At 69.9% G+C, this 22,405-nt stretch carries 15 protein-coding genes; 4 read left to right on the plus strand and 11 right to left on the minus strand.

What is annotated here, in order from left to right:
• Nucleotides 1-18: 18 nt before the first annotated feature.
• Nucleotides 19-1,035, plus strand: a complete 1,017-nt coding sequence (locus ACLJRL_RS21960; protein ID WP_410658113.1) for a M14 family zinc carboxypeptidase — start codon at nucleotides 19-21, stop codon at nucleotides 1,033-1,035.
• Between the two features lie 70 nt (nucleotides 1,036-1,105).
• On the opposite strand, the gene ACLJRL_RS21965 is transcribed toward ACLJRL_RS21960, so the two are convergent.
• From ACLJRL_RS21965 to ACLJRL_RS21980, 4 genes are all read right to left on the minus strand, one after another.
• Entirely contained in the window at nucleotides 1,106-4,450 is a 3,345-nt protein-coding gene (locus tag ACLJRL_RS21965) for a phosphodiester glycosidase family protein (RefSeq protein WP_410658293.1), read from the minus strand.
• Between the two features lie 128 nt (nucleotides 4,451-4,578).
• The gene (locus tag ACLJRL_RS21970; protein WP_410658114.1) at nucleotides 4,579-5,325 is read right to left on the minus strand and encodes a maleylpyruvate isomerase family mycothiol-dependent enzyme; all 747 of its coding nucleotides are present in this window, start codon (nucleotides 5,323-5,325) and stop codon (nucleotides 4,579-4,581) included.
• A 58-nt stretch (nucleotides 5,326-5,383) separates the two neighbouring features.
• Entirely contained in the window at nucleotides 5,384-5,794 is a 411-nt protein-coding gene (gene ndk / locus ACLJRL_RS21975) for a nucleoside-diphosphate kinase (protein WP_184901348.1), read from the minus strand.
• Between the two features lie 64 nt (nucleotides 5,795-5,858).
• Nucleotides 5,859-6,206: a winged helix-turn-helix transcriptional regulator gene (locus ACLJRL_RS21980; protein ID WP_410658115.1), complete on the minus strand. Its 348-nt coding sequence runs from the start codon at nucleotides 6,204-6,206 to the stop codon at nucleotides 5,859-5,861.
• A 113-nt stretch (nucleotides 6,207-6,319) separates the two neighbouring features.
• Between ACLJRL_RS21980 and ACLJRL_RS21985 the strand changes: the two genes are divergently transcribed.
• On the plus strand, nucleotides 6,320-7,186 hold the full coding sequence (locus tag ACLJRL_RS21985) for an NAD(P)-dependent oxidoreductase (protein ID WP_410658116.1): 867 nt from the start codon (nucleotides 6,320-6,322) through the stop codon (nucleotides 7,184-7,186).
• On the opposite strand, the gene ACLJRL_RS21990 is transcribed toward ACLJRL_RS21985, so the two are convergent.
• The 3 genes from ACLJRL_RS21990 to folC all read right to left on the minus strand — a co-directional run bounded on the left by ACLJRL_RS21990 (nucleotide 7,187) and on the right by folC (nucleotide 11,182).
• The gene (locus ACLJRL_RS21990; protein WP_410658117.1) at nucleotides 7,187-8,737 is read right to left on the minus strand and encodes an alkaline phosphatase D family protein; all 1,551 of its coding nucleotides are present in this window, start codon (nucleotides 8,735-8,737) and stop codon (nucleotides 7,187-7,189) included.
• Nucleotides 8,738-9,110: 373 nt separating this feature from the next.
• Nucleotides 9,111-9,509 carry a DUF4233 domain-containing protein gene (locus tag ACLJRL_RS21995; RefSeq protein ID WP_410658118.1) on the minus strand — a complete coding sequence of 133 codons (399 nt, stop codon included), beginning with the start codon at nucleotides 9,507-9,509 and terminating at the stop codon, nucleotides 9,111-9,113.
• Complete coding sequence (folC, locus tag ACLJRL_RS22000) at nucleotides 9,506-11,182, minus strand: bifunctional tetrahydrofolate synthase/dihydrofolate synthase (RefSeq protein ID WP_410658119.1); 1,677 nt, start codon at nucleotides 11,180-11,182, stop codon at nucleotides 9,506-9,508. Before folC ends, ACLJRL_RS21995 begins: the two co-directional genes overlap by 4 nt.
• A 71-nt stretch (nucleotides 11,183-11,253) precedes the next feature.
• Between folC and ACLJRL_RS22005 the strand changes: the two genes are divergently transcribed.
• The gene (locus tag ACLJRL_RS22005) at nucleotides 11,254-11,883 is read left to right on the plus strand and encodes a class I SAM-dependent methyltransferase (protein WP_410658120.1); all 630 of its coding nucleotides are present in this window, start codon (nucleotides 11,254-11,256) and stop codon (nucleotides 11,881-11,883) included.
• A 109-nt stretch (nucleotides 11,884-11,992) separates the two neighbouring features.
• Nucleotides 11,993-12,868: an SGNH/GDSL hydrolase family protein gene (locus ACLJRL_RS22010; protein WP_410658121.1), complete on the plus strand. Its 876-nt coding sequence runs from the start codon at nucleotides 11,993-11,995 to the stop codon at nucleotides 12,866-12,868.
• Here ACLJRL_RS22010 and ACLJRL_RS22015 read toward each other — a convergent pair.
• Genes ACLJRL_RS22015 through ACLJRL_RS22030 form a run of 4 tightly spaced genes read right to left on the minus strand, consistent with a single transcriptional unit; the run spans nucleotide 12,856 to nucleotide 22,400 of the window.
• On the minus strand, nucleotides 12,856-13,986 hold the full coding sequence (locus ACLJRL_RS22015) for an acyltransferase family protein (protein WP_410658122.1): 1,131 nt from the start codon (nucleotides 13,984-13,986) through the stop codon (nucleotides 12,856-12,858). The genes ACLJRL_RS22010 and ACLJRL_RS22015 overlap by 13 nt on opposite strands.
• Nucleotides 13,983-17,012, minus strand: coding sequence for an amino acid adenylation domain-containing protein (locus ACLJRL_RS22020; RefSeq protein WP_410658123.1), 3,030 nt, complete (start codon nucleotides 17,010-17,012; stop codon nucleotides 13,983-13,985). The genes ACLJRL_RS22015 and ACLJRL_RS22020 overlap by 4 nt, the downstream gene beginning before the upstream one ends.
• Complete coding sequence (locus ACLJRL_RS22025; protein WP_410658124.1) at nucleotides 16,999-17,385, minus strand: RidA family protein; 387 nt, start codon at nucleotides 17,383-17,385, stop codon at nucleotides 16,999-17,001. Before ACLJRL_RS22025 ends, ACLJRL_RS22020 begins: the two co-directional genes overlap by 14 nt.
• 11 nt (nucleotides 17,386-17,396) lie before the next feature.
• A complete protein-coding gene (locus tag ACLJRL_RS22030; RefSeq protein ID WP_410658294.1) occupies nucleotides 17,397-22,400 on the minus strand; it encodes an amino acid adenylation domain-containing protein in 5,004 nt (1,667 codons plus the stop codon).
• Between the last annotated feature and the right edge of the window lie 5 nt (nucleotides 22,401-22,405).

Here is a 22,405-nt window from a genome sequence, read left to right on the forward strand (position 1 = left end):
CGTCGATACTCGGCGACCATGAGTCTCAAGCCCAGAATCGCCTTGTTATCCGTTTTCGTCGCCGCCGGGCTGATGCTGGCACCGGCCGCGCAAGCCGCGGAAGCCGGTGTGGACGGCCGGACCGTCGACCCGCGGCCGTCCACCGCCAAGCTGGCCTTCGAACTGCACAAGCTGGCGCTGCAGAGCCACGGCAAGATCCAGGTGAGCAAGATCGGCCGCAGCAACGAGGGCCGTCCGGTGTGGGCGGCGAGGGTCGGCCACGGCAAGACGCGCGTCCAGTACGTCACCCAGCAGCACGGCGACGAGCCGCTCGGCACGCCCGCCGCGCTCGAGTTCCTGCGCAAGGTCGGCGTCGGGCACAGCGCTTGGCAGCAGAAGCTGCTCTCGAAGGTGACCGTCGACATCGTCGTGCGCGCCAACCCGGACGGCCACGAACACGACTGGCGCTACAACTTCGACCCCGAAGCCACTCCCGAGTACGGGGAAAAGGGCAAGGGTTACGACATCAACCGCTACCACGACCCGGCCGTGGCGCCGAAGGACAATCCGGCCACCGAAGCCGGCCTGATCCAGCGGCGGAACGCGTCGTTCAAACCGGACATCATGGTCGACTACCACATGCAGGGCCGCTACAAGGACGCCAATGGCAAGGAAATCACCGCTTCCACGCTGTGGCCGACGAACGCGGGCGTGAAACCGTCCGATGTGGACTTCGCGAAGCAGATCGCGGTCGTGGTGCAGCGCTCGATCGACGGCAACGGCGGCTACGTGTCGCAGTACCCCGGCGGTGACTACCAGGGCATCGCCCGCAACGGCTACGGCCTGCTGGGCAACGGCAGCGTGCTGATCGAACTGAGCCTCATCCCCGACCGCGAGCAGCAGCAGATCCAGGACGCGCTGGCCTCGATGCTCGCGATCGCGCAGACCGCGGCCGACGGTTCGGTGAAGAAGATCGACCCGGCGAAGGCCGACGCGATCCCGCCGCGCGGCCCGGCACTGCCCGGGTCCGTCGAAGAGGCGCACGAAGCCGCTTGACCCGCGCTATGAACGACTCGTTACTTGCAAATTTCGCAAGTAACGAGTCGTTCATAGCATTTGCCGGGGCTCAGATCACGGTGACCGAGAGGCTCCGCGTGACCCCGTTGACGGTGACCGAAAGGTGCGCCACCCCGGCCCGGAGCGCGGTCAGCAGACCGGTCGCCGGGTCGAAGGTCGCGACATCCCACGGCATCGCGGGCGCGAACCCACCGGCGACGTGCGTGCCCCAGCCGCCCTTCCAGTCCGCGCTGACCGGGTACGACACCGGAATCTGACGCGCTCCCTGCGTCACCGCCGCCCGGATATCGGCCTTCTCACCGCGAGCCAGAACCGCCGGCCCGGACAGCGTCAGTGTGTCGACGTTCGGCCGCGTCTCGAACCGGACGGGCTGTGCCCGGTCGCCCGGCTCGAACCGGACCATCGTCCAGCCGACGAATCCGCCGTCGCCGGGTGCGGCGGCCGGGGACTTCCCGGAGTTGCCGTTCACCAGGTACGGCACGCCGTCCACTCGCGACAGGCTGAAAACGCCCGCGTGCGAGGCGATCGCGGCCGCCTGCTTGCCCGACTCCCGTTCGAAGGCGGTCAGCCAGCCGGTGAGCATCGCGGCTTCCTTGCGGTCGGCCAGTTGTGAATTCCCGGTGGGGCTCGGGTCCTTGACCGGGTGGTGCATCGCGACGACCACACCGCGGATCCGCGCGTCCGCCTTCGCGCCGTCCAGCGCCTCGCGCAGCATCCGGATCTGGTCGAATCCGCCCGCGCGCAGCGAACCGCGGGAGGAATCCATCAGCACCAGCCGGATTCCGGCGACGTCGACGACGCGGTGGGTCTGCCCGAACGCCGCCTGGAACTCGGCGAGACCGTGTCCGCCGTCGGCCTCGTGGTTGCCCGGGACGTAGTACCAGGGCACCTTGCCGACCAGTTCCTCGTCGATGATCGCTTTCGCCAGCACGAAATCGGCGGCCGTGCCGCGGTCGACGAAGTCGCCGTTGATCAGCACGAGATCCGGTTTCGCCGCCACCGCCTCACGCAGCGCCCGCCGGGCCTGCGCGACCAGCGGGCCGCCCGGGTTGTCGGCGGTGAACTGCGCGTCACTGACCACGGCGATCCGCAGCCCGCCGGTCGCCGCGCCGTCGAGGATCAGCGCCGGATCACGCGGCGCCGCGTCGGCCGGAACGCTCGCCGCCGGTGCGACCTCGAACGTCAGGTCGTCGAAGACCAGCCGCCCTTCGTACTGCTGATCCGGGACGTTCTCGACGGCGTAGAACTTCGTCAGCCGCTGTCCATCGGGAAGGCCGGCCGGGATGGCGGCGCGGACGTACCGCCAGCCGGTCCAATCGACACTCAGCGTCAAGTCCACAATGGACGGTACGTTGGCGGCGTCGCGGAGTTCCGCCCGCAGCCAGGCACCCTTCCCGTCGCCGTTGACCCACAGGCCGACGCGCTGGGTTCCGGGTGGCACCGCGATCGGTGCCGCCGAGTTGACGTACGCCGCGCGCGTGGCGTTGGTCCCGTTCAGCCGGTAGTCCAGCGCGAGTCCGAGCCCGCTCTCGCGGCCTGGCGCCTCGGAAAGCGCGGCGCCGACGACGGCCGGGAACACGCTGGCGCTCCAGCCCGCCGGGCCGTCCAGTGCGGCGGCGACACGGGATTCGGTGCCGACCGACGCCGCCAGATGCGTCGTCTTCCCGGCGGCGGTGGCGGTGATCGCCGAAGCGCCCGAAGCCTTCAACGCGGTGACGGCGAACCCATCGCCGGACGGCTCGATCCGCACCACGGCGGAGTCGTAGTCGAGTTTGACGTCGTCGGGCTCGATCCACGTGCCGTACCCGTCGGCGTCGTAGCCGAACACCTTGAACGTGCTCCGCGCGCCTTCACCGGACAACGCGACCTGCTCGGTGCTCGTGCCCAGCCGGACCGGCGAGCCGAGCACGCCCAGCGTCGTCTTGCCCAGGACGCCGTTCCGCTTCGCGTAGATGTCGACGTTCGCGGGGGCGTCCGGCCGGAGCCTGTCGGCGTGCGCGGTGAAGACGCCGTTGGTCACGGTGCCGCGGAACGGGTTCGTGCTGAGCCACTGGGCTTCGGCGGCGACGGCGGCCCCGGTCTCGTCGTGGGCCCCGGCGGTGAGTTTCCGTGTCAGTCCGGAAAGCACTCGCGCGGCGTCGGCGGTGTCCTGCGCGGGACGCGGCGAGAACCCGGTCAGCCGGCCGGTGCCGGGCACCGTGGTGACCCCGATCCCGTTGGGCACCACGCGTTCCCCGCCGTCCGACGGCGAGTTGCGCACCAGCGGCGTCCGCTCGCCTTCTTCGCGGGCGAGCAGCGTCGAAGAGCCGCCGCCGTCGAGGTTGACGGCGTCGTCCGCGCCGAGCGACTTCAGATGGCGGGCGAGTTCCAGTTCCGTCATCCCGCGGCTGTCCGCCTGGCGGCCGTCGACCGTGGCGAGCCACATCTTCGTGCCGTCGGCGGAGAACCCGACCGCGGTCCGGGGGTGCATGGCGACGTTGTCGACCGGCTGGATCGCGCCGTCGCGCAGCAGGACCACGTTGCCACCGACCGCGACGGAGATCTTGCCCGCGTCACTCTTCGGCGCGTAGGCGACGCCGACCCGGTCGCCGGTCTTCAAACCGGACAACGTCTCCGCGCCGCCGTCACGGGCGAGCAGGATCGTGCTGCCCGCGGCGATCGGGCCGTCGGCGGGCTGCGGGCGCACCTGCGTGACGACACCGTCCCGGACCTCGATCTCGGCGACGCGCTGGGCGCCCGCGACCGAAGTCCGCCTCGACGACGCGCCCCACAGCGGCGTGTAGACGCCGATCGCGTTCCCGCCCAGCACCGGGCTGTTGAAGTTCGACGCGGGGACGACGCGGCCGCCGGGCAGGGTGACCGACGCTTCGAGGAACACCTCCGCGAGGCGCGCCTTGCCTTCCTCGGTGATCGACGCGGTCAGGTTGTGCCCGCTCGCCGGCGCCGTCTGCAGCTTCCCGCCGTCCACGCCGACGCCGATCGGCGCACCGGTGGCGTTGATGTCGAAGAAGTCGCCGTTCACGCCGGCGACCGCGCGTGCCCCGGCGACCTGCTGTGAAAGCGGCGTCCGCGCGGAAACCGTGCCAGGGCTGAGATAAGTCGGTTTGAGCGTCTTGCTGGTGAGGTCGACGGCGAGGGTGTCGCCGCGGATCCAGCCCGCCGGGTCGTACCGGTCGAACTCGGTCAGGTTCAGCCCCGGCGCCACGCGCGAAGTCGCGCTGGTGGTGACGAGACCGTCGTCGGGCGCCGCCACCGCGTACGCGGACGGGCCCTCCTTCGCCGAAGAGGCCGCGCGCGCGGCTTCGACGGGTGGCGGACCGAGCGGAGCGGTCAGCGGATCGGCGTGCACCGGCGCCGCGATCAGCAGTCCGGGCAGCAGGGCAGCGAGCAACAACAGGCGTGATCTTCTCACGAAGTACCCCACGATCGAGTGAGAGTCGGCTCAGCACAGCACAGCGGACGCGAGCCGCCAGGAGAAGACCCGGAGGTGAACGTGAACCGAACGGCGTAGGGCGCTGTCCGTCAGGGTGTGAAAGGACCGGCCAGGAAGGTCTCCGCCGCGGCGACGTCCCCGGTGATCTTCAGGCCGGATTCGGCGAGGCCGACCCGTTGCCACAGCAGGAAGTCCAGCCCCTCGGCGGCCCCTTCGACGACGGCTTCCGCGGTCTCCGCGGGGTCGGCCTGTCGCGAGCCGGGAACGTCGGTGTCCTGTCCCGGCGGTGTGATCAACCAGGCGTGTCCGGTGTCGGATGTCTTCAGCAGCAACGGAACGGTGACCACCGGCGGGGTGTGCCAGCGCTTCACCCTCGGCAGCATGGCGAGGAGGACCTCGTCCGCGCCGTCGGCCGCGATCGACGGGTCGAGGATGTACTCGGTCCCGGCCGCGCGGTGCGCGTCGAGCAGGTGCACCGCGGTCTCGTGGACCTGGCGGCGGAACCAGAAGGCCTTGTTCTTGGCGGAAGCGGTGAAATTCCAGGCGCTGTCGTCCGGGGTGGCCCCGCGCAGCGCCTCGATGAGGCCGTCCGCGGATTCGCGGTACCAAGCGGCGAGATCGGCGCCCGGTTCGACGGCGAAGTCCTGCGCCCCGCGCTCGCCGGTGCGCACGATCTCCGCCGCCCAGAGGTGCACGTTGCCGAGGTGGACGGCGAGGTCACGCAGGAGCCAGTCGCCGCAGCACGGAACCGGCGCGGCGTGGTCCCCGGTGCGCACCACCTGGGCGAAACCGGTGGTGAGCTCGCGCAGCCGTGCCAGGTACTCGTCCGGCGTCATCGACCATCCCCCCGATCGTGGGTGGCGCGGTGAAGCCCCCGCACCACCCACGAGTCTGTCAGACCTCGGGGAACCAGAGCTTGAGCTCGCGCTCGGCCGACTCCGGCGAGTCCGAGCCGTGCACGAGGTTGTACTGGGTCTCCAGCGCGAAGTCGCCGCGCACGGTGCCCGGGGTGGCCTTCTCGACCGGGTCGGTGCCGCCGGCGAGCTGACGGAACGCGGCGATGGCGCGCGGACCCTCGACGGCGAGCGCGACCAGCGGGCCCGAGGTGATGAACTCGAGGAGGTCACCGAAGAACGGGCGCTCCTTGTGCTCGGCGTAGTGCTCCTCGGCGACCGAGCGCTCGACGGTGCGCAGTTCGAGGGCGACGAGCTTCAGGCCCTTGCGCTCGATGCGCGAGATGACCTCGCCGACGAGGCCGCGCGCGACGCCATCGGGCTTGACCAGGACCAGCGTGCGTTCAGTCACGACGGTATTTCTCCTTGGGTGGGTTTCGTGCTATTCGCCCGGAGCCTACTGGGTGCTTCGCCGCTCACTTCAGGTCGGACCAGGGAATGGCCTCGATCCGTTCGATGTGCTCCTCGCCCCACTCGCCGAGCACGGCCATCGCGGTGTTGAGCGAGCTCCCGAACTCGGTCAGCGAGTACTCCACCTTCGGCGGAACCTGGTGGTACACCTCGCGATGCAGCAGTCCGGTGGCCTCCATCTCCCGCAGTTGCAGGATCAGCACCCGCTCGCTGATACCGGGCACCGCGCGCCGCAGTTCCCCGAAACGCAGCGCCCCGTCTTGGAGCGCGAACAAGATCAGGCCTTTCCATTTGCCGCCCATGACGGCGATCGCGGCGTCGAGGCCGCAGGTGAACGTCCGGTTCTTGGCCATCGTCCCCCTTACCTTTTTGTCAGTACCTGGCAAAATAGTAGGTACTTGAACGAATGTAGGTAAAGCCCCAGCATGGAGTCGTCCCGAAGATTTCCTTTTGACTGGAGCGAAAAATGCCGAAAACGCCGGTGACCGTCGTCGGGCTCGGTTCGATGGGGACGGCCTTGGCGGGCGCGTTCCTCACGGCCGGGCACCCGACGACCGTGTGGAACAGGACGGCCTCGAAGGCCGGGCCCCTTGTCGCGAGGGGAGCGCACCTCGCCGAAACGCCGGACGAAGCCGTACGGGCGAGTCCGCTGATCATCGCCTGCCTGACCACCTATGAGGACACCCTCGCGGCGTTGGAACCGGCTGCCGCGGCGCTGGCCGGGCGGGCCCTGGTCACGCTGAACAGCGGCTCGCCCGCCGGAGCGCGCCGGATGGCGGCCTGGGCGACGGGCCACGGCGCGCGGTTCCTCGACGGCGCCGTCAAGAACGTGCCGTCGGCCGTCGGCGCACCGGGCACGCTGCTGTACTACGGCGGCGACAAGTCCGTCTTCGACGAGTACCTGGACACGTTGCTGGTACTGGGAGGAGACACCGTCCACCTCGGCGGGGAGACCGATCTCGCCGCGCTGTACGAGATGGCCGTGGGCGGCACCCTGTTGCCCGCACTGGTCGGGTTCTTCCAGGGTGCCGCCCTGCTGCGGTCACGCGGGCTCGAAGCGGAAACGCTGCTGCCCTACGCCACCAAATGGTTCGAGATGATCATCTCGGTGCTTCCGATGCTCACCAAGGAAATCGACAGCGGCGACTACTCCGCTCCCGCGTCCTCGGTGGACATCTTCCACGCCGGCGCCGCCGCCGACCTCGAACTGGCCGAGGAGGGCGTCGACGTCGACTGGCAGCTTCCCCTGCACGACCTGGTGCGGCGAGCCGTCGACGCGGGGCACGGGGACCGCAGCATCGCGGTGCTGACCGAACTGCTCACCCGGCCTTGATCATCGCTGGGGATGCAGGGTCTTCGACCACAGCGAAGCGCCCGTAGCGTCGCGAAGATCGACCGTGAGCGCACCGCTGCGGCCGTCGATGTTCACCTCGCCGAAGTGCTGGAACCCGTCCGCCGGCGAGGTGTTCGCGGCCGGCGGGGCGTGCACGAACACCGCCTCCGGCCCGAAAGTCGGGTCGAGGGTGTTCGGGCCGAACGCGCCGGCGTTGAGCGGGCCGGAGACGAACTCCCAGAACGGGTCGAAATCGCTGAAGGAAGCACGATCCGGCGAGTAGTGGTGCGCCGCGGTGTAGTGCACGTCGGCGGTCAGCCAGACGACATTGCGGACCTTGCGCCGTGAGATTTCGCGCAGCACCCAGGCGAGTTCGGTCTCACGGCCGCCGGGCGCGCCGGGCAGGCCGTTGGCCACGCCCTCGATGGCCTTGCCGTCCGGGACGGTCAGGCCGATCGGGAGGTCGGCCTGGATGATCTTCCAGGTGGCCGTGCTGCGGTCGAGCGCGTCGACGAGCCAGCGCGCCTGCCGGTCGCCGAGGATCCGCCCCGGTTTGGTCTGGTCGGCGGTGTTGGCGTCCTTGTAGGTCCGCATGTCCAGCACGAAGACCTCGGCGCGCGAACCGTGCCGGAAGTTGCGGTACACGCGGCCGTCGACAGCACGGCGCTGGTCGATCGGGTGCCATTCGTGGAACGCCTGGAACGCGCGCGCGGCGAGCACGTCGACCCGCTTCTCGGTGTATTCGGGGCGGTCGTTGAGGATCTCGCCGGGGTACCAGTTGTTCACGACTTCGTGATCGTCCCACTGGACATAGGCGGGCACGTTCGCGGTGAAGCGCTTGAGGTTGTCGTCGAGGAGGTTGTAGGCGAACTGGCCGCGGTACTCGTCGAGCGTCTCGGCGACCTTCGCCTTCTCCGGGGTGACGATGTTGCGCCACACGCGACCGCCGGGGAGCGCGACGGTTTCGGTGAGCGGCGCGTCGGCGTACACCGTGTCCCCGCAGTGCAGGAACAGATCCGGCCGCCGGTCGGCCATCGCGCGATAGATCGTCATACCGCCGAGTTCCGGGTTGATACCCCAGTTCTGCCCGGCGACGTCTCCGGACCACACCAGGCGGACATCGGCGCGGCCGAGCGGCGCCGTCGAGAAGCGGCCGGTGAGGGCTTCGCTGCGAGTACGTCCGTCGAGGGATTCGGCGGTCACGCGGTAGTGGACCTCGGAACCGGGCAGCAGGCCGGCGACGCGGACCTTGCCGGTCCCGCCGGTCTCCGGGGTCATCACCGGACCGCGCACGCGGCGCGCGTGCCGGAAGGAGGAATCCCTGGCGACCTCCACGATCAGCCGCGAAGGCCGGTCGGCGCGCGACCAGACGATGCCGGACCCGGCGGTGACGTCGCCGGACTGGACGCCGTGGGTGAGCGTCGGGCGGCCACCGCGCAGCAGCGGGACCGCGCTCGACGTCGAGGGGACGAGAAGGCCGGTGGCGAGTGCTCCGGCGCCGGTCAACCCGGCTTTGAGCAGCGTGCGGCGATTGTGGTGGGAAGCGGTCATGGCGCGGTTCTATCCCGCGGTGACGGCCGGTGGGCCAACTGCGGCTTGCGCGACGATGAACGAACGTTCGTGAGCGGTAATGACGGCTAGAGCCAAGAGTGTTTGAGGTACCTACATCGAGCGAGTGGGGGACCCCCGCGTTTAGTCCTCTACTTGCGGGCGAGGCAGCCTCTGGCCGGTGCGCGAGCGGCGGTTTCGCGTGATTGGAGAGACGACACGCGTGTCCAGACGGACGGCGAGCGTGTCCAGATGGACGACACGGGGTGGAAGCCCGGCCGCGGACGTGTCGTCCATCCAGTCACGCCCGGGGCGGCAGGGCACGGGACTCGTGAGTGATCCGGGTCGTTAGAACCGTCATTACCACTCACGAGGCCTACTGAGGTTGCTGCTGCTGACTCGGGAGTGTCCCGGCCGCCATCCGCCGCGCCACGTCCCGCCGCAGCCACAGCAGCCACAGCCAGAACCCGAGGAAGATCACGCCGAGAATCGCCACCGCGGGTACCGCCACGGCGAACGCGATCAGCGCCACCTGCAGCACCAGGACCGCGGGCACGGCCCACGGCTTCTTCAGGAAACCGCACAGCACGATGAGCGCGACCGCTATCGCGATCACGGACCAGCCGGTGAACGAGCCGACACCGGTGCCGAGTTTGGCGATCACGGGCAGCGCGAGCGCGACCGTGATGCCCTCCATGATCAGCGAACCGGCCATCACGCCGCGGAAGGACTTCATCGGGTCCTTCGCGGGCGGCTTCGGGGCCACGTCGGTCATGCCGGTCCCTTTCCGAACAGGGTCCTGGCTTCGCCCGCGGTGACCACCGAGCCGGTGACGAGCACTCCGCCGCCGGCCAGCGGTTCTTCGGGGTCGTCGCTCTGCTCGACGAGGCCGATGGCGGTCTCGATGGCCGCGTCCAGGCTCGGCTCGGCGAAGACGCGGTCCTCGCCGAAGATCGAGATGGCGATTTCGTTGAGTTCGTCGAGCGGCATCGCGCGGGGCGAGGAGTTCTTGGTGACGACGATCTCGGAGATGACCGGTTCGAGGACGTCCAGGATGCCGCGGGCGTCCTTCTCCGCCATCACGCCGACCACGGCGGCGAGGCGGCGGAAGTCGAACTCCTCGGCGATGGTGGTGGCGAGTGCCTTGGCGCCGTGCGGGTTGTGCGCGGCGTCGAGCAGCACTGTCGGTGCGGCGCGGACGCGCTCCAGCCTGCCGGGGGTCTCGACCTCGGCGAAGGCCTCGCGGACGGCTTCGAGGACCAGTTGCTTGTCCTTGCCCGCGCCGAAGAACGCTTCGACCGCGGCCAGCGCGAGCGCGGCGTTGGCGGCCTGGTGGGCGCCGTGCAGGGGCAGGAAGATCTGGTCGTAGACGCCGCCGAGGCCCTGCAGCTTCAGCATCTGCCCGCCGACGGCGATGTGGCGTTCCAGCACGCCGAACTCGCTGCCCGCGCGGGCGACGCTCGCGTCGACCTCCACCGCGCGGTCCAGCAGGATCTTCTGCACTTCGGGGTCTTGTTCGGCGATGATCGCGACGCTGCCGGGCTTGATGATCCCGGCCTTCTCCACCGCGGCCTTGGCCGGATCGCCGCCGAAGTACTCGACGTGGTCGACGCCGATCGGCGTGATGACGGCGACGTCGCCGGTCGCGACGTTGGTGGCGTCCCACGAGCCGCCGAGCCCGGTTTCGACGACGGCGGCCTCGACCGGCGCGTCGGCGAAGGCCGCGAAGGCCATGCCGGTGAGCACCTCGAACTTGCTCATCGGCACCGCGTCGGGTCCGCCCGCGTTGTCCACCATGGTCACGTACGGCGCGACGTCGCGGTACAGGTCCACGTACGCGGCGGCGGAGATCGGTGCGCCGTCGAGCGCGATCCGTTCGGTGACCAGCTGCAGGTGAGGGCTGGTGTACCGGCCGACGCGCAGGCCCATCCGGGTCAGCAGCGCGTCGATCATCCGGGCGGTCGAGCCCTTGCCGTTGGTCCCGGCCACGTGCAGCACCGGGTAGCCGCGGTGCGGTTCGCCCATGAGGTTGACCAGTGCCGAGATCCGGGTCAGGGACGGCTCGATCTTCGTCTCGGGCCAGCGCAGGTTCAGCTCGGCCTCGACGGCGAGCAGTTCGCGGCGGGCCTGCTGGCCGTTCGGGTCGGCCGGGGCCAGGTCGCCGCCCTGGTCGTCCAGTTCGTGCAGTTCCATGTCCTCGGGGACGGTGAGGTCCGGCACCGGGCCGAGCGCGAGGTTGTCCCCCAGCTGCCCGATCCCGCCGATGCCCGCCCTGGAACCGCCGCCCACCTGGTACGCGGCGTCGGGGGCGTCCAGATCCGGGTCGGTGTCGTCCGACGGATCGTGGGCGCGCGCCCCCAATTCGTCGACACCGGCGAAACTGTCCAGATCTGCCAGGTCCGGGGATTCTGCGAACTCCTCGGAATCCCGGCCGTCACCTCGCGGCACGAACTCTCCTCTTAACGCCTTACTCCCGGTCGGGACGAGTCTACGTGCGGCTTTGCTGGCACTCTCGACGCATGGGGTTCAACCACAACGACCACTACCACCCGCTGCTGCTCGACCAGCTGCCTCCGGGGCCGGGGGTGGCGCTGGACGTCGGTTGCGGCAGCGGCCGGTTCGCCCGACGGCTGGCGGCCACCGGGATGCACGTCGAGGCGATCGACCGGTCCGGCCCGATGATCGACCTCGCCCGCGCGGCCGGTTCGCCGGGTCCCGGCACGATCTCCTACCGGCAGGCGGACGTCGTCACCGAAAAGCTGCCGGACCAGGCGTACGACTTCATCTCCTGCCTCGCCTCGCTGCATCATGTGCCGTTCGACACGGTCACGAAGCTGCGGGACGCGCTGGTGCCCGGCGGGGTGCTGGCCGTGCTGGGCCTCGGCAGGCCCAGCACTCCAGCCGACTACATCCGCGCCCTCGTGGCCTCGCCGGTCAACGCCCTGGCCAGGGTGGTCGTGTACGCGGGCGAGAGACTGAACGGCGGAGTCGATCCGCTGCCGTCGGCGCCGATCGCGGAGGCGTTCCCGCCGATGGGCCGGATCCGGCGTGACGCCGCCCGCCTACTGCCGGAGAGCAAGGTCCGGAACCTGCTCTTCTACCGCTACCTCCTCGTTTACCGCAGGCGAGAAGACGATCACTCGATGTGACACCCCAAGCGGGTGAAGATGGCGGCCGACCACCCGATCGGCGGCGCCGAGCAGACCGGATCCGGTTCATTTTTGAAGGGTCATCCAGCTCGGGAGATCGGGGTCACTCATGCGCTACAGACGCGTCCTGTTCGCGGCCGTCTCGACCATCGTCCTGCTGATCGCCTCCGCCACGGCGGCCACGGCCACCGAACGGACGTACCGCAACTACGTCGCGCTGGGTGATTCGTACACCTCCGGCCCGCTCATCCCCCTCCCCCGGCTCGATCCGCTCGGCTGCGGCAAGTCGACGCAGAACTACCCCGCCTTCCTGGCCGGCGCGCTGCGGGTGCGCTCCTACACCGACATCAGCTGCGGCGGCGCCGACACCACCAACATGACGCAGCCGCAGAGCGTCTTCCTCGGCCGTAACCCGGCCCAGTTCTCCGCGCTGCGCGCCGACACCGACTTGGTCACCATCGGCATCGGCGGCAACGACTACGGCGTCTTCGGCACGCTGGTCGGCACCTGCCCGTCGCTGCGGGCGAGTGATCCCACCGGGAACCCGTGCCAGGAGCAGTTCACCGTCGGCGGTGTGGACACCGTCAAGGCCAAGATCGCGGACACCGGCAAGAACGTCGAGAGGGTGCTGGCCGGGATCCACGCGCGCTCACCGCGGGCGGACGTCCTCGTCATCGGTTACCCGCGGATCGCGCCGCAATCCGGCTACTGCCCGAGCGTCCTGCCCTTCGCCGAGGGTGACTACGCGTGGCTCAACGACGTCGAGCAGACGTTGAACTCGGCGATCGAGAAGGCCGTGGCCGCCGACGGCGAGTCGTCCTTTGTGGACACCTTCGGCCCGTCGGCCGGGCATGACGCCTGCGCGCCCAAGGGTGCCGCGTGGATCAACGGGCAGCACACGAAACTGCTCGCCGCGGCGGCGTATCACCCCTACCGGACCGGCATGGTGGGCGTCGCCAGGGTGATCCTCGGTCATCTTCGCTGACCACCCCACCGGCGCATGGCCGGTTTCTCGACGGCGGTGTAGAGCAGCCACGCCAACGCCAGGCACACCACGAAGAAGATCGCGATGACGCCGGCCGCGGCGGGGCCGCTCCAGGTGCGTTCCGCGCCGAGCAGCTGCTTTCCGAACTGCAGCACCAGGAAATGGACCATGTAGAGGGCGAACGAGATCTCCCCGAGCCACCGCATCACCGGGCCGCGGAACGGGCTGGCCGTGCCGCGCAGGTCCGCGGTCGCGCCTGCCCCGATGACCAGCGCGATCGGCACCACCACCGGGGCGACGATCCCGTAGACCCTCGGCAGCAGGAGGATCTGGACGACAAGCCCTGCCAGCAGCGCGAGCAGGGCGGGCAGCATGCCCACCGGCACCCAGCGGCCCGCCCGCACGAGCCGCGCGATGAGGATGCCGAGGAAGAATTCGAGCAGCCGCACGGGCGGGAAGAGGTAACAGAACCACCACTGCCAGGCGGACGCGGGCAGCCCGGGCACCTCGGGATAGGACGGGAACACCGTCCGCGCGAAGAACGGCACCGCGATCACCGCGAGCACCACCGCGCCTGCCCACCACCACAGCCGTTCCTCCGGGATCCGCTTCGCCAGCCGGAACAGCCACGGGAAGAGCAGGTAGAAGAACAACTCCGCGCACAGTGACCAGCTCGGCTGGTTGATCGCGGTCAGCACCACCTGGTCGGGCACCCAGGTGTTCACCAGGAACAGGTTGGGCACCACTTGGGGCACGGACAGCGTCATCCCGAACAGCAGCGCCAGCCCGATGCCGGCGAGCGCGGTCACGAAGTGGTTGGGATAGATCTTGACCACGCGGCGCCGCCAGAACCGCAGGACGCCGTCGTCGCGGGCCGACCACGCCAGCACGAATCCGCTGAGCATGAAGAAGAATCCGACACCGCTGAACGCGCCGCCGATGCCGATCCGCGTGAGCAGGGTGTTGATCTCGGGATCGGCGAAGAAGTACATGAAGAACGAGTGGTGCAGGACCACCACCGCGGCCGCGACGAACCGCATCCCGGTCAGCGACGGCAGCCGGGAAGCGGTGTCCGCGCGGACGTCGAAGTCCGCGGGCCCTTCCAGTCTCTGATTCATCGGCCCAGCAACTCCCGTCGTTCGGCGGAATCGAGGATGTCGACGCGGCCGATCCGCACCTGGGGATCGGCGGCCACCGCTTCGAGCACGCGGACGAGCCGCCGCGCCCACTGTCCGGCGCTCTCGGCGTCGAACAGGTCCGCGCTGTACTCCACGGAACCGGCCAGCCCCCGCGGTTCCCCGCCGGGCCCGGTCCGCTCGACGAACTCGAAAGCCAGGTCGAAGCGGGCGAACGCGCTTTCGACCGGATACGGCTCGGCGCGCAGGCCGGTCAGGCTCGGCCGGGCCGGTGCGGTGTTGTCCAGCAGCAGCAAGATCTGGAAGAGCGGGTGCCGCGACGGTGACCGCAGGGGGTTCAGAACGCCGACCAGGTGGTCGAAGGGCGTGTCCTGGTTCGCATACGCGAGCAGGTCGTCGGCGCGGACCCGGCCGAGCAGGTCGGCGAACCGGGGGTTCCCGGCGGTGTCACCTCGCAGGACAAGCGTGTTGGCGAAGAAGCCGACCGCCTCTTCGAGCGCGCGGTCGTCACGCCCGGCCACCACGGTCCCGATCGGCACGTCGGTTCCGGCGCCCATCCTCGTCAAGAGCGCGCTGAGCGCCGCGTGCAGGACCATGAACGTCGTCGCCCGGTGCGCCGTGGCGAGTTCCCGGATCCGCCGGTGCGTGCCGGCGTCCACCGAGAACTCCGTGAGGCCGCCGCGTCCGGTCGGGGTCGCGGGCCTGGGACGGTCCAGCGGGATCTCCAGTTCGGCCGGGAGGTCTTCCAGGGTCTCGGTCCAGAACTCCGTCTGCCGGGACAGCAGGCTGTCCGGATCCGTTTCGCCGCCGAGGAGTTCCCGTTGCCACAGCGTGTGATCCGCGTACTGGACCGGCAGCGGGGCCCAGTCCGGCGCCGTTCCTTCCCTACGTGCCGAGTACGCGACGCCGAGGTCGTGGACCAGCGGCGCCATCGACCAGCCGTCGGTCGCGATGTGATGGGTCAGCAGGAGCAGTACCCACTCCCCCGGGTCCATCACGAACAGCGTCACCCGTAGCGGCGGTTCGGCGACGAGGTCGAACTCGTGGCGGACGGCTGTCCGGACCGCGTCCGCGAGGCCGGTTCGTCCACAGTGGACCCGCTGTATTCCGGGGGCTTCCGGCGGGAGCACCGCCTGCCGGGGCACACCGTCGTCGTCGGGGAACGTGGTCCGGAGGCTTTCGTGCCGGGCCACGACGTCCTGGAGTGCCGCGGCCAGGGCGGTCTCGTCCAGGTCGCCCGAAAGCCTCAGAGCGCAAGGCAGGTTGTAGACCGCGCTGGTGCCCTCTAGCCGGCCGGAGAACCAGAGTCGTTGCTGAGTGGGGGAAAGCGGGATCCGGTCGGGCCGGGGTCCGGCGATCAGCGGCGGACGGCGCCCGCCCGTGCGTTCGGCGAGTGTGGCGACCGTCCCGCCGTCGAGCAGATCGGTGACGTCCAGTTCCACGCCCAGCTCCGCGCGGATGCGGTTGACGAGTCTCGCCGCGCTCAGGGAATGCCCGCCCAGCGCGAGGAATTCGTCGTCGACGCCGACCGCGGGCACGTCCAGTACTTCGGCGAACAACGCGCACAGCCGCTCCTCACGAGCGTCCCGGGGTGCGCGGCCGCCGGACCGGAAGTCCGGTGCGGGCAGGGCGTTCCGGTCCAGTTTGCCGCTGGGCGTGGTGGGCAGGTCGTCGAGCACCAGCACGACGGTCGGGACCAGATGCGCGGGCAGGGTTTCGGTGGCGTGCCGCCGGACGTCCGCCGGATCGACGACGGCGCCGGGAGCGGCGACGACGTAGCCGACCAGAAGGTCCTCGCCTCGTTTCGCGACCGCCGCCCGCGCGACCGAGGGATGTCCGCTCAGCGCCGCCGCGACCTCCGCCGGTTCGATCCGGAAGCCGTGCAGGTCGATCTGGTCGTCGGCCCGGCCGATGAAGTCCAGGGCTCCGTCAGGACGGCGGCGAACGAGGTCTCCGGTCCGGTACATGCGACTGCCGGGCGGGCCGCCGGGCTCGGCGACAAAACGTGCGGCGGTCAGCTCCGGCCGCCCCCGATAGCCCCGGGCCAGGCCACTTCCGGCGACGTAAAGCTCACCTTCGGGAACCGGCCTCAGTTTTTCGTCGAGCACGTGGACACGGGTGCCGCCGATCGGCGTACCGATCGGCACCTCGTCACCGCCGGCGTACTCCGCCCACAGGCTGTCCCCGCTCACTTCTGAGCAGCCGTAGAGGTTGATCAGCCGAGCGTCCGGCAGCGCCGCCTTCGCCGCGAGGGCCAGTTCGCCGTCGAGGCGTTCGCCGCTGCTGATCCAGAAACCGCAGCCGGTCAAGGCCTCCGGCTCGGCGAGGAGGGTGCGCAACAGGCTGGGCACCACGGTCAGCCGGTCGATCCTGTTTTCCGCCACCAGATCCGGCAAGTCCCCCGCGGCGGGAAAGACCAGGGTGCCGCCGCTGGTCAGCGTGCCGAATACCTCGGTGGTGCCGTCGATGAAACTGAGCGACGTCTTGGCCAGCACACGCTTCCCGCGCTGCTCCGGGAACTTCGCAGCGAACCATGCGAGGCGGTTCACCAGCCCCTCGTGCAGCCCCGTCACTCCCTTCGGAGCGCCCGTGGAACCTGAGGTGTAGATGATGTACGCGGCATTCGACGGCGACAATCGAGGGCGTACCGGCGTCGCCTCGGGGCCGGCCTGGAGGTCTTCGCGTAGCACCAGGTCCGGTTTCGCGTCGTCGAGCATATGCGCGATCCGGGCCTCCGGGTACGTCGGATCCACCGGGAGGTAGGCACCTCCGGCCTTGAGCACCGCGAGCATGGCGACGACGGTGCCGGGGGCACGCGGCAGGACGAGCGCCACCACACTCTCCGGGCCGACGCCGCGAGCGATCAGCAGACCCGCCAGCCGGTCGGCGCGGGCGTTCAGCGCGGCATAGGTCAGTTCGTCCTTTCCGGACTCGATCGCGATGGCTTGCGGCGTCTCGGCCACCTGCCGGGCGAACAGCGCCGGCAAGGTCCGGTCAGCCGGAGACATAGGCGTCCGCTTCGATCTCGACCACCAGGTCGGGGCGGACCAGTGCGGTCACTTCGACGATCGTGCTGGCGGGCCGGACATCGGCGAAGAACTCGGTGTGCACCGCTCCGACCTGCTCCCAGGCGGTGATGTCGGTGACGAACACCCTCGTGCGGACGACGTCGGCGAGGGACGCGCCGACCTCTTTCAGCGCGCCTTCGATGCGCCGCAACGCCTCCCGGGTCTGCTCCGCGACGTCCGCTCCGCCGACCGGCCCGTCCGGTCCGGCGGCGGTGTTTCCGGCGACGGCGATCAGCGGCCCCACCCGCACCGCGCGGGAGTACCCGAATACCTTCTCGAACGCGCTGCCCGAGGAAACGAGCTGATGTGTCATGTCCTGTCCTTTCAGGAATCGGCGGTCAGCCGTCGGATGTCCTCATCGGACAGTGCGGCGACCTCGGCGACCACCGCCTCCTCGACGGCTTCGGCCAGTTCGGCGATGGTGCGGTTTTCGAACAGCACGCGGATCGGCAGCCCGATGTCGAACATCCCGCGGATACGGGAGACGACCTGGGTCACCAGCAGGGAATGCCCTCCCAGCTCGAAGAAGTCGTCCTCGACACCGATTCCTTCGATCCCGAGGACCTCGCCCCAGACCTCGGCGAGGACTTCCTCCTGCGCGTTGCGCGGGGCCACGAACTCCCCGGAAAGCTCCGGCCTCGACAACGCGGGAGCGGGCAGCGCCTTGCGGTCGACCTTGCCGTTGTGGTTGAGCGGCAACGACTCCAGCACCGTCACCGACGCGGGCACCAGGTAGTCCGGCAGTTTCGACCGGAGGAATTCGCGCACCGCACGGACGGACACGGTCTCCCCCGTCGCCGCCACGACGTATCCCGCGAGCACCACAGCGCCCCCGGCTCCCTCGGCGACGGACACCGCAGCGGCACCGACGCCGGGGCACGCGGTGAGCGCGGCTTCGACCTCGCCGAGTTCCACGCGATAGCCGCGGACCTTGACCTGGTCGTCGACGCGGCCGACGAACTCCAGCACACCACCGGGCAGCCAGCGCCCGCGGTCCCCGGTCCGGTACATCCGTGTCCCCGGGACGTCGGAGAACGGGTTCGCCACGAACCATTCCGCGGTCAGCCCCGGCTGCCCGGCGTACCCGCGAGCCAGAGCTGGGCTCTGCACGTAGATCTCGCCCGGCACACCGGCCGGTACCGGGTTCAGGAACCGGTCGAGCACGAACACCGACACGTTGGCGACCGGACGGCCGATCGGCGGCGAATCCGGCCAGCCGGTGCAGTCCCCGGAGAAGACCATCGAGGTGACCTTGTACTCCTCGGACGAGCCGTACTGGTTCTCCACCACCGTCTCCGGGCCCAGCGCACGGACGAACGCCTTGACCTCGTGCGAGAACCGCAGCGCTTCCCCGGCCAGGATCAGTTCGTCGACCCGAAGAGCGTGCCCTTGGTACGCCAGCGCCAGCTCGCCCAGTTGCGCCGGAGGCAGGAAAAGCCGTTCCACGCCGTTCTCGGCGAGCGCCCGCAGCACGGTCTCGGGGTCCTGCCGCTCCTGTTCGGTCAGCACCACCAGGGTTCCGCCGGACAACAGGGTGACGAAGAATTCCTGCAGGGAGACGTCGAACCCGATCGGCGCCAGCTGCCCGCAGGTCCGCGGCCGTGGATCCTGTGAGAGCTGCCACGCGACCAGGTGTTCCACAGTCCGCGCGGTGAGCGCGATCCCCTTCGGCTTCCCGGTCGAGCCCGACGTGTAGACCATGTACGCCAGCGAATCCCGCAGTGGCAGGCGATCCACCCTTGCCGCCGGGCGCCGGGCGACGTCTTCGCGGACGTCGTCGAGGCACAGCACGGTCCCGTCGAATCCGGCGAGCCGGTGGGTCACCGCCTCGTCCGCGACGACGATCTCCGCGCGGGAGTCGGCGAGCTTCAGGTTCAGCCGCTCACCGGGCTGCGCGAGATCCAGCGGCAGGTACACCGCGCCCGCCTTCAGCACGCCCAGCATGATCTCGAAGACCTCGGTCCCGACACCCGTGCAGACACCGATCACGACCTCCGGGCCCGCTCCCGATTCCCGGAGCAGCGACGCCCACCGGTCGCCGGCGGCGTCCAGTTCCCCGAACGAAACCTCGGAACCACCGCACACCAACGCACGCGCGTCCGGGGTCTTCGCCGCCCTGTCCTCGAACGAACCGATCAGCTCACGCTCGAGGGGAAGTTCGAAGCCCCGCGACCGGTTCCACCCGACCAGCAGCGTGTGCTTCTCATCATCGCCCAGCACCGGTAGCCGCGAAAGCCTGCGGTCCGGTTCGGCGGCGACGCTTTCCAGCACCCGCAGGAAGTGGCCGAGCAGCCGGGACGCGGTGTCCTCGGTGAACAGATCCGTGCTGTAACCGAGGAATCCCCGCAACGCGTCCGGATATTCGTCGGCGAGGACTTCGAGGTCGAAGCGGGTATTGCCGATCCCGGTGCCGACCTGATCGACCGTCAGCCCGTGCGGCTGGGCGAACTCCATCGAACTGTCGACCACGAAACAGGTCTGGAAGAGCGGGTTGCGGCTCAAATCCCGCGCCGGCGCCAGGTCTTCGACGAGACGGTCGAAGGGCAGATCTTCGTTCGTGTAGGCCCGAAGCGCGGTATCGCGGACATTGCGCAGCAGTTCGGTGAAGGCCGGGTCCCCGGCCCATTGGACCCGCACCGGGATCGTGTTGGCCAGGAAACCCACCAGGTCTTCGATCTCGGGGCGGTTCCGGCAGGCCACCGGGGTGCCGGTGACGATGTCGGTGGACCCGGTGTTGCGGGCGAGCACGACGTTGAAGGCCGCCAGCAGCACCATGAACATGGTCGCGCCCTCCGCGCGGCCGATCGCGCGCAGCCGGTGCGTCAGTCCGGGGCCGATTTCGAAGGACAGCCGCCTGCCCCGGCCACTCGGCACCGCCGGGCGCGGATGGTCCGCGGCGAGTTCGACCGCGAGATCGGCGCCCGCGAGTTCCGCGCGCCAGAACTCCAGTTGCCGCGCGGCCTGCTCACCGTCCAACCAGGACCGTTGCCAGGCCGCGTAATCGGCGTACTGCACGGGCAACGGCCGCAGCGGAGACGGCCTGCCCTCGGTGAAGGCCTGGTAGACGGCCGAAAGCTCACTCCAGATGACGCGCATGGACCAGCCGTCGACGACGACGTGGTGGAAGTTGAGCATCAGGAAATGCCGGGTCCGGCCCACCCGGAACAGCTGGGCGCGCACCAGCGGACCGCGAGTGAGGTCGAACCCGCGTCCGGCGTCCTCTTCCGCGAAACGGATCGCGGCCTGCTCGGCCTCCTCCGCCGCGAGCGACGAAAGATCCCGCACCGGGAGCCCGAACGGGCCGGGCGGGGCGATCACCTGACGCGGCCTGCCGCCGTCGTCGGCGAACGTCGCCCGCAGCGCGTCGTGTCGCTTCCACACCTCGTCGAGCGCCCGGGCGAACGCCAGCACGTCCAGTTCGCCGTCGAGCCGCCACAGGTTCTCCACCGCGTACCTCGGCGAGCCGGGGCTCAGCTGGTCGATGAACCACAGCCGACGCTGAGCGAAGGACAACGCGAGATCGCCGCCGGCGCGTGGTTCGATCGGCGGCAGTTCGGCGCGGGTGGCGCCGTCGATCAGCTTGACCAGCCCGGCGATGGTGCGGTGCTCGAACAGTGCGCGGACCGGCGGCGCGACGCCGAACACCGCGCGGATCCGGGAAACGACCTGGGTGACCAGCAGGGAATGTCCGCCCAGCTCGAAGAAGTCGTCCTCGACCCCGACGCCGTCGACCCCGAGGACCGTGCACCAGATCTCCGCGAGAAGCTCCTCCCGGACCGTGCGCGGCGCCACGAACTCACCGGACAGCTCCGGTCGCGACAACTCGGGAACCGGCAACGCCTTCTTGTCGACCTTTCCGTTCCGGTTGAGGGGCAAGGCATCCAGCACCGTCAGCGAGGCCGGGACGAGATAGTCCGGCAGCTTCGACCGGACGAACTCGCGGATCTCGCGCACGGAAACCTGGGGCGCCACCACGTAGCCCGCCAGGACCTTGACCCCACCGGCGCCCTCGACGACCTTCACCGCGGCGCTCCCGACGCCGGGACACGCGGTCAGCGCGGCCTCCACCTCGGCCGGTTCCACCCGGAACCCGCGGACCTTGACCTGGTCGTCGACCCGGCCGCCGAACTCCAGCCCGCCACCCGGCCGCCATTTCCCCCGGTCCCCGGTCCGGTACATCCGCGCCCCGGCGCCGTCGGAGAACGGGTTCGCGACGAACCGTTCCGCGGTCAGCCCGGCCTGGCCGACGTATCCCCGCGCGAGGCCGGGACTGTCCACATAGATCTCTCCTCGCACACCGGCGGGCACCGGGTTGAGGAACTCGTCGAGCACGTACACCGTCACCCCGGTGATGGGCGCGCCGATCGAGGGCAGCTCGGGCCACTCCGTGCTGTCGCCGTCCAGCAGGAAGGCCGAGACCTCGTGGGTCTCCGACGGCCCGTACTGGTTCTCCAGCACCACATTCGGGAGCGCGTCAAGGAAGTCGCGGACCTCGCCGGAAAGCCGCACCACGTCACCGGAAACGAGGATCTCGCGCAACGCCGTCCCGACGGGTCGCCGCGCCCAGGCGTTCGCGAGCTGGCCGAGCAGCGCCGGTCCCAGATACAGCCGTTCCACCGTCTGTTCGGCGATCAGCCGCAGCAGGACGTCCGGGTCCTGCCGCTCGGCTTCGGTCGCGACGACGAGTGTCCCGCCGCTGAGCCAGGTCACGAACATTTCCAGCAGGGACACGTCGAACCCGAGCGAGGAGACCTGCAGGCCGTTGCGTCGTCCGCCGCCCCGCGCGAGCTGGAACCCGACGACGTTGCGGAGGGTGCGTTCGGTGAGCGCGATGCCCTTGGGCCTGCCCGTCGAACCGGAGGTGTACACCAGATACGTCAGCGATTCGAGGAGCACGGTCCGGTCCACCCGCGTGCCGTCCCACCCGGAGACGTCTGCTTCGTCCAGGCACACGGTCTTCCCCGAGAAACCCAGCCGGGAGAGCGCGGAAGCCTCGGCCACCACGATCGACGCGCCCCCGTCGCCGAGCATGTACGCGAGCCGCTCGTCCGGCTGCGCCGGGTCGAGCGGCAGATAGACGCCCCCGGCCTTCAAGACACCCAGCGCCACCACGAAGACCTCGATCCCGGCCGCCGCGCACACGCCGACGACGACTTCGGGCCCCACACCGGATTCTCGCAGGAAACCGGCCCACCGGTTCGCCTCGGCGTCCAGTTCGCCGAACGAGAGACCGGCGTCGCCGCACACCAGCGCGGCCGCGTCGGGCGTCACCGCCGCGGCCTGTTCGAACCACCCCACCAGATCAGGTTCGGCCTTGGGGAAGGACATGCTCA

This window comes from Amycolatopsis sp. lyj-112 (assembly GCF_046549055.1).
Lineage (GTDB): Bacteria > Actinomycetota > Actinomycetes > Mycobacteriales > Pseudonocardiaceae > Amycolatopsis.

What these genes read in the sequence shown, in the direction of transcription:
- ACLJRL_RS21960 (WP_410658113.1), top strand. Translation starts at nt 19, where the DNA reads ATGAGTCTCAAGCCCAGAATCGCCTTGTTATCCGTTTTCGTCGCCGCC.
- ACLJRL_RS21970 (WP_410658114.1), bottom strand. Translation starts at nt 5,325, where the DNA reads ATGACGCCGGACGAGTACCTGGCACGGCTGCGCGAGCTCACCACCGGT.
- ACLJRL_RS21980 (WP_410658115.1), bottom strand. Translation starts at nt 6,206, where the DNA reads ATGGCCAAGAACCGGACGTTCACCTGCGGCCTCGACGCCGCGATCGCC.
- ACLJRL_RS21985 (WP_410658116.1), top strand. Translation starts at nt 6,320, where the DNA reads ATGCCGAAAACGCCGGTGACCGTCGTCGGGCTCGGTTCGATGGGGACG.
- ACLJRL_RS21990 (WP_410658117.1), bottom strand. Translation starts at nt 8,737, where the DNA reads ATGACCGCTTCCCACCACAATCGCCGCACGCTGCTCAAAGCCGGGTTG.
- ACLJRL_RS21995 (WP_410658118.1), bottom strand. Translation starts at nt 9,509, where the DNA reads ATGACCGACGTGGCCCCGAAGCCGCCCGCGAAGGACCCGATGAAGTCC.
- ACLJRL_RS22005 (WP_410658120.1), top strand. Translation starts at nt 11,254, where the DNA reads ATGGGGTTCAACCACAACGACCACTACCACCCGCTGCTGCTCGACCAG.
- ACLJRL_RS22010 (WP_410658121.1), top strand. Translation starts at nt 11,993, where the DNA reads ATGCGCTACAGACGCGTCCTGTTCGCGGCCGTCTCGACCATCGTCCTG.
- ACLJRL_RS22015 (WP_410658122.1), bottom strand. Translation starts at nt 13,986, where the DNA reads ATGAATCAGAGACTGGAAGGGCCCGCGGACTTCGACGTCCGCGCGGAC.
- ACLJRL_RS22020 (WP_410658123.1), bottom strand. Translation starts at nt 17,012, where the DNA reads ATGTCTCCGGCTGACCGGACCTTGCCGGCGCTGTTCGCCCGGCAGGTG.
- ACLJRL_RS22025 (WP_410658124.1), bottom strand. Translation starts at nt 17,385, where the DNA reads ATGACACATCAGCTCGTTTCCTCGGGCAGCGCGTTCGAGAAGGTATTC.
- ACLJRL_RS22030 (WP_410658294.1), bottom strand. Translation starts at nt 22,400, where the DNA reads ATGTCCTTCCCCAAGGCCGAACCTGATCTGGTGGGGTGGTTCGAACAG.